Annotated in this window: 8 protein-coding genes; 2 read left to right on the plus strand and 6 right to left on the minus strand. The window is 41.2% G+C overall.

Features of this window, described 5'->3' with window-relative positions:
- Positions 1 to 29: 29 nt before the first annotated feature.
- Positions 30 to 1,754 carry a sodium:solute symporter family protein gene (locus tag BW139_RS01205; protein ID WP_076918381.1) on the minus strand — a complete coding sequence of 575 codons (1,725 nt, stop codon included), beginning with the start codon at positions 1,752 to 1,754 and terminating at the stop codon, positions 30 to 32.
- A 10-nt stretch (positions 1,755 to 1,764) separates the two neighbouring features.
- Positions 1,765 to 2,028 carry a DUF4212 domain-containing protein gene (locus BW139_RS01210; protein WP_008464847.1) on the minus strand — a complete coding sequence of 88 codons (264 nt, stop codon included), beginning with the start codon at positions 2,026 to 2,028 and terminating at the stop codon, positions 1,765 to 1,767.
- Between the two features lie 461 nt (positions 2,029 to 2,489).
- On the opposite strand from BW139_RS01210, the gene BW139_RS01215 reads away from it, so the two are divergent.
- Positions 2,490 to 5,930, plus strand: a complete 3,441-nt coding sequence (locus BW139_RS01215) for a PAS-domain containing protein (RefSeq protein WP_076918382.1) — start codon at positions 2,490 to 2,492, stop codon at positions 5,928 to 5,930.
- Positions 5,931 to 5,972: 42 nt separating this feature from the next.
- On the opposite strand, the gene BW139_RS01220 is transcribed toward BW139_RS01215, so the two are convergent.
- The 3 genes from BW139_RS01220 to BW139_RS01230 all read right to left on the minus strand — a co-directional run bounded on the left by BW139_RS01220 (position 5,973) and on the right by BW139_RS01230 (position 10,200).
- On the minus strand, positions 5,973 to 8,576 hold the full coding sequence (locus BW139_RS01220; protein ID WP_076918383.1) for a DUF2339 domain-containing protein: 2,604 nt from the start codon (positions 8,574 to 8,576) through the stop codon (positions 5,973 to 5,975).
- A 75-nt stretch (positions 8,577 to 8,651) separates the two neighbouring features.
- Positions 8,652 to 9,551, minus strand: a complete 900-nt coding sequence (locus tag BW139_RS01225; RefSeq protein ID WP_076918384.1) for a GGDEF domain-containing protein — start codon at positions 9,549 to 9,551, stop codon at positions 8,652 to 8,654.
- A gap of 64 nt (positions 9,552 to 9,615) precedes the next feature.
- A complete protein-coding gene (locus BW139_RS01230) occupies positions 9,616 to 10,200 on the minus strand; it encodes a YqaA family protein (RefSeq protein WP_076918385.1) in 585 nt (194 codons plus the stop codon).
- Between the two features lie 146 nt (positions 10,201 to 10,346).
- Between BW139_RS01230 and BW139_RS01235 the strand changes: the two genes are divergently transcribed.
- Positions 10,347 to 11,579 (plus strand): TMEM143 family protein, encoded by a 1,233-nt coding sequence (locus BW139_RS01235; RefSeq protein WP_076918386.1) that lies wholly within the window; start codon positions 10,347 to 10,349, stop codon positions 11,577 to 11,579.
- A 69-nt stretch (positions 11,580 to 11,648) separates the two neighbouring features.
- Here the strand turns inward: BW139_RS01235 and BW139_RS01240 are convergent, their stop codons facing one another.
- Positions 11,649 to 14,786: an efflux RND transporter permease subunit gene (locus BW139_RS01240; protein WP_076918387.1), complete on the minus strand. Its 3,138-nt coding sequence runs from the start codon at positions 14,784 to 14,786 to the stop codon at positions 11,649 to 11,651.
- Positions 14,787 to 14,794 lie beyond the last annotated feature (8 nt).

Below are 14,794 nucleotides of genomic sequence, written 5' to 3' on the forward strand. Positions count from 1 at the left end.
TTGATGCGTTATATCATTAGATATATGGATTAGTGAGCATGCGCTTCACTAGACCCTTTAGGATTACGAATACCTTCAACCATTTCTTGAATTTCAACTGGTGTCGGTTGAGTCATTTTCATAACACCTGCAGCTACTGCAAAGTTAATGATCATACCTACTAAACCAATCCCTTCAGGTGAAATACCTAAGAACCAATTTTCTGGGCTATTAAGCTCTGGGCTCACAAACTTGAAGTAGATGATGTAAGCCGCAGTAAAGGTAATACCCGTTACCATGCCTGCAATTGCACCATGTTTATTCATTGATTTAGAGAAAATACCCATAATAATTGCAGGGAAGAAGCTCGCCGCCGCTAAGCCGAAGGCAAAGGCAACAACCGAGGCCACAAATCCTGGCGGGTTAATCCCAAAGTAGGCGGATATTACAATAGCAATCATTGCTGCCAACCTCGCTGCAAGTAATTCTTGCTTGTCGGTTATATCCGGTTTGAGTGTCCGTTTAAGTAAATCGTGCGATACTGAGGTCGAAATTACCAATAGTAAGCCCGCTGTAGTAGATAGTGCCGCGGCAATACCACCTGCTGCAACGAGTGCAATAACCCAGGCTGGTAAGTCGGCTATTTCAGGATTCGCTAGTACCATAATATCGCGGTCAACATTTACTTCGTTTGCGCTATTAGGGTCAGTAATTTTACCTGATGTGTAGAACATTTTGCCGTCACCATTTTTATCATTAAAGGTGATTAGGCCTGTGCGTTCCCAGTTTTTGATCCAAGTAGGCGCATCCGCATACGCTGTACCACTTCCGTCTTTACCATTAATTGTATCAATCATGTTTACACGGGCAAACGAAGCTACTGCAGGTGCTGTTGTGTATACAATAGCAATAAACACCAGTGTCCACGCCGCTGAAATACGCGTGTCTTTAACGCGAGGTACAGTGAAAAAGCGAACAATTACGTGTGGTAAACCGGCTGTACCCACCATAAGAGCACCTGTGATTGCAAATACATCAATCATACTCTTGGAGCCTTCAGTGTACTGACCAAACCCAAGCTCGGTGCTTAAACCGTCTAGTTTATCCAATACATACATGCCTGACCCATCACTTAGCGTGGCACCAAACCCTGTTTGTGGGAAGAAATGACCGGTTGCCATCATAGAGATGAAAATAGCCGGTACTAAATAAGCAAATACTAGTACACAGTACTGCGCAACTTGCGTGTAAGTAATACCTTTCATACCGCCAAGTACGGCATAAAAGAAAACAATAATCATGCCGATGTAAACGCCGGTTTCAATTTCAACTTCTAAGAAACGCGAGAACACCACACCAACACCACGCATTTGACCCGCAATGTAAGTAAAACAAATAAAGATGGCACATAAAATAGCCACTAAACGCGCAGTACGTGAGTAGTAACGGTCACCGATAAAGTCTGGCACGGTAAACTTGCCGAATTTACGTAAGTAAGGCGCTAAACACATAGCCAGTAGTACATAACCACCGGTCCACCCCATTAAGTAAACACTTCCGTCGTAACCCGCAAACGAGATGATACCCGCCATTGAAATAAATGACGCAGCACTCATCCAATCCGCAGCAGTTGCCATACCATTAGCAAGTGGAGGTACACCACCACCAGCAACGTAGAATTCATTTGTTGACCCAGCACGAGCCCAAATTGCAATACCGATATAAAGCGCAAAGCTTAAACCGACGATTATAAATGTGAGTATTTGAACATCCATTGATTAGCTCCTATTCGTCTACGCCATATTTTTTATCTAACGTATTCATTTTGAAAACGTACACAAAAATCAAAGCCACAAAGGTATAAATCGCGCCTTGCTGGGCGAACCAGAAGCCAAGTTTAAACCCAAAAAAACGTACTTCGTTAAGTACATCAACCAGTAATATGCCAAAGCCGAAAGAGACTACAAACCATACTGCTAATAATTTAAACAGTAATGAAATGTTTTCTGCCCAATAAGCTTTTGCTTGTTCTTCATTTTTAAAAGCCATTTTTATTTTCCCCTTTAAACATCACAAGATTGTGATGGGTGGTTTTTTATATTCGTTAACCAATTTAGCAATGCAATTCAAATATTGAATTGCGACAATAGTCGTAACAACATATTAACGTTTTCGTAAACTGCTAGCGATTGATTAATAAACAACCCATGAACTACTTTAGTTTCAGTAGCTTAATGAATTTTAATAACTGAGGTTTTTAGCCAAATTTAAACAAACCGTGGGAATAAGACATTAGTCTAACTAAATAGACAAATAAAAATTAAAGCATATAAATCAGCATGTTATTTTATTTATAGATAATATAAATAAAATGTATACCCCCTACTTTATCCACAACTAGGTATTGTAAATAAGCAAACTACTTCAAACTCCAACTGACGCTCGCATCTTGAGATAGTTTGGGTATAGTTATGGCAAATTATAAAAATATTCTATGAGGTTAAATAAACATGACGGCTGTACTACTGATCGTTGCCTTTGGCTACATAGGTCTGCTGTTTTGGCTGGCAAATTGGGGCGATAAGACCACGCCACTGGCCAAGCGTATTAGTCATCACCCATTTGTGTATTCATTTGCATTGGGGATTTATTGTACTTCGTGGACTTACTATGGTTCGGTAGGCACCGCAGCTACCAGTAGTTGGAGCTTTTTGCCTATTTTATTAGGGCCCGCCTTACTGTTTTTTTTCGGCCAAGGCTTTTTACGTAAACTGGTATTGGTGAGTAAAAAACAAAATATTACCACCATTGCCGACTTTATTTCAGCACGTTACGGTAAACGCCAAACCACCGCCATCATGGTGACCATTATCGCCTTATTGGCCACTATTCCTTATATTGCTCTGCAATTAAAAGCGCTCAGTTCTAGCTTTTTACTTTTGCAAAGCAGTAATCAGATATCTGGGGATATTTTGGCGTTATCGGCCACGTTAATGATGGCGCTATTTGCTATATTTTTTGGCACGCGCAAAGTTGATGTAACCGAGTATCGCTCAGGTTTAATGCTCGCAGTTGCGTTTGAGTCGCTAATAAAGTTGTTTGCTCTAGGGGCTGTAGCAGGGCTTGCAATATATAGCTTATTTAATTTACCTGCAGAGAGGTCTAGCCAAGTCGCCGAGTCCATTTGGCTGCATTGGGCACAGTTTGACTTTTTTAGCTTTAACTTTGTAGGTCAGTCGCTGATGGCGGCAGCGGCTATTATTTGTTTGCCACGCCAATTTCATGTAACCGTGGTTGATAACCAAGATAAGCGCCATTTATTCACTGCTCGCTGGGCTTTTCCATTGTACTTGTTATTGACCGCAGCAATGATTTTACCTATTGCCACTGCTGCTATTCATCCAGAAATTGGCCGCAGCTTATCACCAGACAGCTTTGTACTGGCACTGCCTATGCTGCACGATAACGCTTTTTTAACCACCTTTGTATTTATAGGTGGGCTTTCAGCTGCCACGGCCATGATTGTTGTAGCCACGCTTACGCTAAGTACCATGATCTCCAACGATGTGGTGCTGCCCTTAATGTTACGCCGTAAATTTAAACGTAATTTAATCACTAGCAGCTACAAATCTCGCATTTTGTTAGTGCGTCGATTTACCATTGCCGGGGTGCTTATTTTAGCCTACTTCTATCAGCAATGGTTTGGTAATGGCAGCGCGCTGGCCAGTATGGGATTAGTGGCTTTCTCACTGGTGTCGCAGTTATTGCCTGCTATTGTGGGTGGTTTATATTGGCGAAAAGGCCATGCTTATGGTGTTTATGCCGGGCTACTCGCTGGGGTCATTTGTTGGGTACTGTTTTTAATGCTGCCTATTTTAGAAGCCCCCAACCCACTAGACAGTGAGCTGCAACAAACACTTATAACTCGAGGCACCTTAATCGCGTTGTTTGCTAATATTGGCTGTTACATTAGCTTTTCGCTAGGAGCTGAAGAGCGCTTAATTGATAAAATTCAAGCGGCGGCATTTGTTAATCCTAAAGATCAGGCCATTTTATCTCGTCGCTTAAATAAAAACGTAAAAGCCACGGTGTATGACTTTAAAATTTTACTGCAAACCTTTTTAGGTATTCAACGTAGCCAACAAATTTTATCGCATTACGCACTCCATCATGATTTAAACGACAACAACGCACACCCTCGCGCTGACTTTATTGCCTACTGCGAACGCGCACTGACAGGCGTATTAGGTGCCTCCTCTGCGCAAGCACTTATTCACACCGTATCGTCTGGCAAACGAATGGCGTTTGAAGAAGTAGTAAACTTTTTTGATGAAACCACACAAGCACTGCAGTTTAATCAGAACTTACTATTTACCTCACTAGAAAACTTAAGCCACGGACTCTCTGTGGTAGATAAAGATCTTAACCTCGTTGCTTGGAATAAGCGCTACAGCGAAATGTTTAACTACCCTGAAGGCTTTTTACAAGTTGGCCAGCCTATTGAAGAAATAATACGGTATAACGCAGAGCGCGGTGAATGCGGCCCAGGTGAAATTGACCGCCATGTTGATAAACGGGTTCAGCATTTAAAAAATGGCAGTTCACATCATTTTATTCGCCATCGTCGAAATGGCCAAGTGTACGAAATGATAGGTAACCCACTGCCTGATGGGGGGTTTGTAACGAGTTTTTCTGATATTACTAATCATATTAGTACGCAAAATGCGCTAGAAGAAATTAATATGGACTTAGAAAACCGTATTGAAGCGCGCACCCAAGAAGTGCAAACCATTAATAGTAGCCTGCAAGCACAAATCGATAGTCGCGTACAAACAGAGCAAGCACTCACTTTAGCTAAACGTGAAGCTGAGCAAGCAAATGATAGTAAAACTCGCTTTTTAGCACTCGCCAGCCATGATATTTTACAGCCACTCAATGCGGCACGTTTATACCTTGCCGCCATTGATGAAACCCAGTTAGATAGCACCAATAAAAATAACTTTAATAAGTTAGGTGATAGCCTCGATTCCACCGTGCATTTAATGTCGGCCTTACTTGAAATTGCAAAATTAGAGCAAGGGGCGATGACCCCAAATCCTCGTCACTTTTGCATTGATGATATTTTAGATCCTCTTAAAAGCGAATATGCGATTTTATCGAGCGATAAAGGACTTTCATTTAAAGTACGTTCAAATAAACAAATAGTACACAGCGATATTACTTACTTGCGTCGAATACTACAAAACTTGCTGTCAAATGCGATTAAATATACCGAAAATGGCCGTGTGTTAATTGCCTGCAGAAACAGAAAACACAGTTTACGGATTGAAGTATGGGATACCGGCCCAGGTATTAGCGATATTGAACAAGCAAAAATATTTAACGACTTTTACCGAATTGAAGCGGGCGATAATAAAGGCGTTGGCTTAGGTTTAGGGGTCGTTAAACGTATGGCTGATTTATTGAGCCTGCCGATTGATGTAGTTTCATTACCCAATAAAGGCAGCCGATTTAGTATTGAAGTGCCTTATGGTGATGCGCAATTAGTACAGCAAAAACAAACCAGTCAAAATATAGTCGACAACCGCGCCGCGATAAATATTATTGCCGTTGACGACGACCCTGAAAACCTTGCAGCCATGGCCAGCTTATTGAAACGCTGGCAAGCAAATTACACCCTATTCGATAAAGTAGACGCGGTGTTAACTTATGCAAAAGAACAGGGGGCACCTGATGTTATTTTAATGGACTATCAATTAGGTAATGATTGGGATGGCATTACGTTAATTAAAGCGCTACGCGAGATTTGGCAAAGCGATATTCCGGCTATTTTAATTACCGCAGTGCGTGACACTGAGCTAAAACAAACCACCAAAGCTGAAAATATTCATTATCTGAGTAAACCAGTAAAACCAGGTAAACTTAAAGCACTGCTGAATCACAGTACTTAACGTTCAATAAACGTGTTAGCCCAGTAAATACTGGGCTAACACCTAACTATAATTGCGCTTTCTGAGTTTTTGGAACAACCAACTAAGCCCTACCAGCGACAGCCCTAAACCAATGAAGGATAATGCTTTTAAAAGCCCCGTTAAGTTTGCCATATCAATTAAAAACACCTTAACAATTACAGCGCCAAGAATACCTAAACCAACATTTTGCAGTAACCGTTGCTGCTTTAAATGCCCGGCTATCACGACCAGTGCACCGAGTAACAACCAAATGACCGAATAGCTATATAGTTCAGCGTCACTGGTTGCTTTATCAAGGTAAATGAAGCCGCCTTGCCAATATTGGCGGATCAAGGTGTTGATAGCTAATACCGCTAATAAACCAGACACACCGAGTGTAATTTGACTCAATTTAGCATTTAACGATTTAACTAAACTCGCTAACCATAACGCCAGTAGGCTCGGTACCAACCAAATTAAAATCACCCAGTTAAATATTGGCGTTTCACCAACATAAAGACGCATTAATAACGGATTATCACCCAACGTTGTTTTAATTAACAATAAGCCAGCTAATGCAGATAATATAAGACCTGCTGTACGGTATAACTGACCTAATTGCCCTGCACTTTGCGCACGGTATAAATAAACGCAGCCTAAGCCAAGTAAGTTACAGCTAAGTAATACTTGCTCATAAAAACTTAAAGAAAAAAGTTGTGGGTAATGCCCTACCAGTTGATAACTGGTTTCGGTTGTCACAAATAACGCTAAGCAATGCAGTGCTGCTCCTTCGAGCCATATTTTTAGTTGTGAAGCATTAAAACATTTAGCCGCTGTAAAAAATAACCCAATACAAAGCGGGTAAACAACTAAGCTCCAATGCAAATCAAATAGTGTTAGCTCTTCATAACTAGGCGTCCAAGGTGATAGGGTTAGACGTAAAAGTAATGCCGCCACAAGCGCCTTTATTGGCCAGTGTGGCATTGCCACATTGTATTTTTTTATTAATAAGCTCAACAGTAATACTTGAACAGCCAGAGCAATGGTAAGGCCGCTATCGCTGAGTAACATAGTAATTGCTAAGGTAATATTGGCGTTTGCCCCTACCCAATAACTAAAGCGCTGCCATAAGGTTGTTTGATGCTGAGTAAATTTTATTAACACCGCACTCATTAAACATAGCAACACCGCCCAAAGTGGGTAAGCGGTTGCTAAAGCCGTGTTTGGGATCATCGCATACAAGGCGCCAACTAATGCAAACATGCTTAATGAAGCAAGCAAATGAAAGGCTAATCTTTTTGGGTATATATTGCCAAAATAAAGTCCATAGCCACTCAAGCCCAGAGCAAGTAATAAGCCTAATCCGTATTCATTTTTAAAAATAAATAACGCATCATCAAAGGTATAAGTTTGTTCAGCACTGATCACTAATAACAGCGCAATCACTAAAGAGACCCCTTGCCATGCATCCCAACGACTATTTTTTAGCACTAAAAATAGGAGTAAAACGATGCTTAATAACGCCACTATTTGCCATTGTATATTAAACACACTCAACAGCATGGCAACCATTAAAGGCGCAATAAAGGCCAGTAACAAACCATGATCTGGAAATAAATTAACTAACCGTTTAAAGCTGTGCGGGCGTACTTCAAGGGTTTTAAAGGTTAACCCTAAGCGTGCAATAGCGATTAATCCTAAAATACTTAACAACGCAAAAGCGCCTATTAACCACACTGTGTCGTAGGTAAATAAAGTGAGTCCAACCAAATACCAACTAATATGCCCTACCCATAGTAAATACCACAGCCAAACACGCTTTACTTTTTGTGCCACTACTGTCGCAGCAACACTCACAAGGGCAACATAAATAAGCAAAGAAAATAACTGCCCACTGCCCGTATTTACCCAAATAGGGACACTGTATGCGCCTATAATGCCTATTACTGCAAGTAAAGGGCCTAGCTTTATTGCCATTGCACTAGCACACAGAGCAATAACTGCTAAGCCAATAAACGCCCACTCAGCACTGAGCATGCTAAAGCTGTTATAAGCTAAAAACATTAAGGCAAAACAGGTTATAAAGCCGCCACTAGCCAAGGCTGCAGGAATATAATTATTAAAGCCTTCAAAAACGATTCGTTTATAATGTAAATAGGTCGCCGCTGCGATTAAGCCAACACCAAATAACCCACCAGCACTGAGCCTCATTGCTGGTGAAAGTAGCCCCGCCTCTAAACTGTATTTTGCTAAAAATACGCCACCTAAAGCCAAAGCAATAGCACCAATCCAGGTCATCCAATTTTGCTCGAAGCCTGCACGTAACTGCTTAAAGAGCAGTTCAATACTCGATGGTTTTTTAGCTATCGTTTTACGAACTGATGTAGGTTTAATGCTCACTGGTTTATAAACAGCGGCTGGAATATCTGAGCGGTGTAGAGATTTTGCATTATCTATTTGAGGATCGGCGGGAGATTTTTCATTTATTGCTGCATTGGCATTTAACTCAAACTGAAATAGTTTTAGTTTTAATGCTGCAACCTCTTGTTTAAGGGAGTTCAATTGCACTAAGGCTACTAACCCACATATGGCCCCTGCAACAATCGCAATAGATATAATAATTGCTAATCCGATTAACTCATCCATACAATTCCTTTTTATCTCGCAACAAGAGTTCCCAAAAATAGCACAAGCGAAGTCTATTTCATAAAATTACTATGTTTAAGCAACCTCAAGGCGATCACGGCCTGCTTTTTTAGCACGGTATAATGCTTGATCAGCACGTTTCATCACATTATCAAAGCTCTGCTCACTGCTACGATGTGCAATACCAATGCTAACAGTTAAAGAGCGCTGGTTTTGCACGGTAATAGTGCGAGCAGTCTCTAGGATAGTCTGCGCGAAGTTAAGTACTTCATCAAGCTCATAACTAGGCAGATAAGCGGCGAATTCCTCCCCCCCTATGCGAGCAAATGTATTTTCATTGTTAAATAGCGCATTCACTTTGCTAGCAAATTCTTTCAGCACCTGATCGCCCACATCATGACCAAAGTCATCATTAATACGTTTGAAGTGATCAATATCTATGATTAAAACAATATAGGGATTATTAACAATCTCCTTCACATGCTGATAAAAGCAGCGTCGGTTATACACTTTAGTTAAATCATCTATAATAAATTCTTGCGCCAAGCGGGTGTGCATTCTCTGCATGAAATGCATGGTTTTAAATAAACCATAAGCAGTAACTAACATGCCGAGTGTTCTACATAAATCTTCGATGTAGTTACTCACCCAAAAAGGCTGACGTGTCACTTCATCAAGTACATCGGCAGTAGAGCCTACAATCCATAGCATCAAACCGATACTGACATATACATAGGCTTTTTTGGCTAACTGTGAACATTGCACCACAAAGAAAATAGTGAAAATAACCACTAAATTAATAAAGTCAGTGGTAAAGCCATAGAGATTTTGTGTTATATCTATTGGAGGGAAGCGCATTAACGAATAAATTGAAAAACCAATAATAAATGCCAGCGTAGCTAAAATTAACAGCTTGTTTAATCTGGTAATTTTTACAAAACGGCTGAGCTTAAGGCTCACTTTTTCCGGATTCATCATAGGCTATATTAAAATTTATTATTGTTATTAAAACTATACCATAAACTAAAACTGATTAATTTTAAATTAATGTGCTTATAACCCAACCAATCGCAACTAAAATAGTTAGTCCAATCATGGCCTTAGTTTTGTGCTTGCTGATAATACGTTCAGCTTGATTACCCGCATAATACACCACTATTGCTAAACCAAAATAACGTATAGAGCGAGCAATCGCAGATGCCACTAAAAACAGCGCCAGCGAATACTTAGTCGCGCCAGCGGCCAACATCGCAATTTGAAACGGAATAGGCACGATACCTAGGCTTAATACAAACCAAAATCCTTGTGACTGCATTTTTTGTTTTACGTTTTCAAACTGCTCAGGGCTTGAGAATGTGTTGATAACCCAATCGCCAATCACATCAAATAAGTAATAACCTAAAGCGTAGCCAAATAGCGCCCCCACAATACAGCCTAGTGTTGCCATAAGAGCAATTTGCCACAGTTTTTCGCGCCTTGCCTGCATTAAGGGCACCAAAACAGCTTCGAGTGGAATGGGCACTATGGTGGATTCTAAAAATGAGGCAATAGTAATTCCACCGAGCATATTTTTAGACTCAATAAACTGACGTGTTTTTTGCTCGAGCTTTTTTTGTACTGCCATAAACGTCCTGTTAGCAATGAGGTAAGTGATTAAATCATCTCATAATAAGGTTAATGCTGCCTGAAGAAATACAACCAACATAGTAATCAGCAAAAGAGTGCTTTATTATCTTTACATGACATTATACTTTTAAAAATTATCACTGTATGCAAACTGCTCGCTACATTCCATTTAGAAAACACGACATCATTACAATGTGCGCCAAAGAGCTTAATAAAGATCAACAAACCTCTTTTAAGCAGCTTTGTGAACTTTTAGCCAGCTTAATTCACTTTCAGTACCACGGCACACTTGAGTCATTAAAAAACAATTACGCGCCTTTTGATCCAAATAGCGATACCCGTTTAATAAACAGTGTGACTGATGAGCAAAAAGCCCAGTGCCAACGCGATTTTGCTAGAGATTTTGCCAATGTTTTAAACGCGGCTAATTTTGAAGTGATCACCCATCAAGACTTACAAGATGCACTCAACGAAGAATCACTTTTTAAAGTACGCCTTGAGGTGGAGTTTGAGGATTTTGAAGAAGTGGTTTTTTATCGACGAGGCGAATCACAGCTGAGCGAAACCATAACCAGTTTTTGGGGGTTACGTAAAAAGCCACTGCATTTTACTAATTACGACCGTGTGGCGGTATTTATTCGCTTTAAAGATAAAGCCTATTTTGAATCAAAAAATAAACTACCTATGGGGTTTGATCCCAGTTCAACCATAGTAAAACTATTTCAAAATGTGCCAAAAGCCGATCTGGAAATGCTATTTCCGAATAGTGAAGTGCGTATGCGTCCTATTGATAAAGTGATTATTGGCTCATCTGCACTTATTGGCGGTGCGGTGGTGTTAGTTACCAAGTTGGGCGCCTCATTACTTTTATTGTTTGCTTTGTTTGCATTTTGGGGAGGGTTTAGAGATGAAGCCGTTACCATGACTCAGCAGCACTTTATTTCGTTAGCCATTGGTATTGGGGTATTTGGTAGTTTTGTTTTTAAAGAGTGGAGTAAATTTAAAAACCGTAAAATTAAATTTATGAAAGCGCTGAGCGATAATCTGTACTTCAAAAACCTAGATAACAACGCGGGGGTTTTTCATACACTAATAGACGCCGCTGAAGAAGAAGATATAAAAGAAGCCCTGCTTGCTTATACGTTTTTACTAAAATCTAAAAATGGCTTAAGCGCACACGCGCTTGATGAGCAAATAGAAACGTGGTTTAAAACTAAGTATCAATGCGAGCTAGATTTTGAAATTAGCGACGCGCTTGAAAAACTTGAACGTATGCATTTAGTAACCTGCACAAACACCCTATATAACGCAGTAAATCTAGAGTACGCAAAAGTCATATTAGATGAGCGCTGGGATAACCTGTTTCAATATAACTAAGCAACTAGTTACACAACAAAAAAGCAGCTGACACTTCAGCTGCTTTTTACGTTATTACCTAATTGGTAATTAAGCTGTTTGCTGCTTTTTAAATTTTGCATGCACTAATTTATAAAGTGCGGGCAAAATTAACAACGTGAGCAAAGTGGATGATATAATTCCACCTACTACCACGGTTGCCAAAGGCCGTTGTATTTCAGCGCCGGTACCGGTATTTAGCGCCATAGGTATAAAGCCTAAACTAGCCACAAGCGCGGTCATTAGCACTGGGCGTAATCGCTGCAATGCCCCGCTATGTATTGCATAATATAAGCTTAACCCCTCTTTTCGTAACTGCTTAATGAACGACAACATCACTACACCGTTTAATACCGCAACACCACTTAGCGCAATAAACCCCACACCCGCTGAAATAGAAAGCGGCATATCTCGTAGCAATAATGCCAACACCCCACCGGTTAGTGCCAGTGGTACACCACTGAATATAATGAGTGAATCACGCAGCGATCCAAAAGCACTATAAAGTAAGCCAAAAATAAGCAATAAAGTCACAGGCACTACCAACGACAACCGTTTACTCGCAGATTGTAATTGCTCAAACGTACCGCCGTATTCAAGCCAATAACCGCTGGGTAGGTTAAGTTGTGCGTTCATAGTCGCTTGGGCATCTCTTACAAAGCTGGCTAAATCGCGTCCTGTTACATTAGCTGTTACTACCACATTGCGCTTGCCGCTTTCGCGATTTATTTGATTAGGGCCTTTTTCAATACTGATTGTAGCCACTTCTCCAAGCGGTACAAATGCAAGTTCAGGGTTACTACTTTGAGGTAACGCAATAGGTAAACGCGCAAGCGCAGAGACATCTTCAGACCAACGCTTATCTAAGCGCACCAATAACGAAAAGCGCTTATCACCCTCATAAATTAGCCCTGTTTGCACCCCACCAACAGCAGCGGCAAGAGTTTGTTGAATGTCGTTTACGGTTAATCCTAATAGCGCCATATGGTCTCGCATTGGGGTAACAGAAAGTGTAGGCAAGCCCTCCATTTGCTCTAAACGAACATCGGTAGCACCAGTAATATTTCGCATTAAACCGGTGGCTTTTTCGCCAAACTGCTTAAGTATGGCTAAATCATCACCGTAAATACGCAGCGCTACATCGGCACGCACACCGGCAATTAACTCGTTAAAGCGCATTTCTATAGGCTGGGTAAATTCATAGTTATTACCCGGTACCTCATTCACACGATGACGAATGCGCTGCACTAACGCGTCTTTACTTAGTGATGGATCAGGCCATTGCGCACGCGGCTTTAACATTAAAAAAGTGTCGGCAACATTAGGCGGCATAGGATCGCTGGCTACATCCGCGGTGCCAATCTTTGAAAATACGTTCGCAATTTCAGGTTGCGCTAATAAAGCCTGCTCCAACTGCTTTTGCATTTGCACCGATTGTTCAATACCGGTGCCAGTAATACGCAGCGCATGCATTGCAATGTCACCTTCATCTAGCTGCGGTAAGAATTCGGCGCCCATATTTTTAACTTTAAAGCCAAGCACTAATACCAAAACAGTGGCAATACTCACCATCACCCACGGTAATTTAAGCGATAAGTTAAGCAGTGGCTTGTATATTTTTTTAACGCCACGCATTACTGCGTTTTCGCTTTCATCTACTTTACCACGCACAAATACGGCAATAGCCGCCGGCACAAAGGTAACAGCAAAAATAAGTGCACCTATTAACGCGGCAACAACGGTAAACGCCATGGGCTGAAACATTTTGCCCTCAACACCACTGAGCGCAAAAAGCGGTAAATACACCAACATAATAATTAAAATACCAAATACCGCGGGGCTAAACACTTCCTTGGTGGCTGAAGTGACAACCTCTAAACGCTCACTGAGCGTAAGTAAGCGGCCATGTTTATGTTGAGCCATCCCTAATTGACGAAGGCAGTTTTCAACCACAATCACCGCGCCATCAACAATTAATCCAAAATCGATTGCACCTAAGCTCATTAAGTTACCTGAGACTCGATTGCCCACCATGCCTGTAATAGCAAATAGCATACTGAGCGGAATAACCATGGCGGTAATAAGCGCACCAGTGATATTCCCAAGCAATAACAACAGAATGACGATGACCAATACCGCACCTTCAAACAGGTTTTTTTGTACTGTGGCGATGGTTTTATCAACCAGATTGGTGCGGTCATAAACAGGCTCAACAATAACCCCTGCAGGTAAACTTTTTTGTACTTGTATAAGCTTATCAGCCATGGCTTTAGCAACCACACGGCTGTTTTCACCTATGAGCATCATTGCCGTGCCTAATACGGTTTCTTCGCCATTATAGGTAGCCGCGCCGGTTCTAAGCTCTTTTCCTAAGTATACATTTGCCACGTCTTTAATTCGCACAGGGGCATCATCACGCTTGGCGATAACGGTGTTTGCTATATCCGCTAATGTTTTTAATTGCCCAGGCGAGCGCACCAAATATTGGCCGTCAAAGCGCTCTATATAACCGGCCCCGCGGTTGCTGTTATTAAGCTCAAGAGCGGTTATAACATCCTTAATTGTCAGCTTATAAGCAATCAGCTTTTCTGGCATGGGCGCAACTTGATACTGGCGCTCAAAACCACCTTGGCTGTTTATTTCGGTTACGCCTTTTACTTTTAAAAGCTGCGGACGAATAACCCAATCTTGCAAAGTACGTAAATCTTCGGCGTTATACGCCGTACCATCGTTTTTTAATGCATCGGGTTTTGCATGCACGCTATAGGTAAATATTTCACCTAAACCACTGGCAATAGGCCCAAGGTTTGGCTCAATATTATTAGGTAAATCCGCGCGAATACTTTGAATACGCTCACCAATTTGCTGACGCGCCCAATAAATATCGGTGCCTTCATCAAAAATAACGGTTACTTGAGAAAGCCCATAGCGAGAAAGCGAACGGGTGTAATCAAGCTTAGGAATACCCGCCATCGCCGTTTCGACTAAGTAAGTGATGCGCTGCTCAACTTCAAGCGGCGTAAAACCAGGGGCTTTAGTATTAATTTGCACTTGCACGTTGGTAATATCGGGGACAGCATCTACCGCTAAGTTTTGGATGTTATACACACCAAACCCAGCAAATAAAAATGTTAGCGCAAGCACCATCATGCGGCGTTTAACCGCAAAAGAAACAATCCAGTTAATCATGGTACCTC

The sequence above is a fragment of the Pseudoalteromonas sp. SK18 genome, from assembly GCF_001974855.1.
Lineage (GTDB): Bacteria > Pseudomonadota > Gammaproteobacteria > Enterobacterales > Alteromonadaceae > Pseudoalteromonas.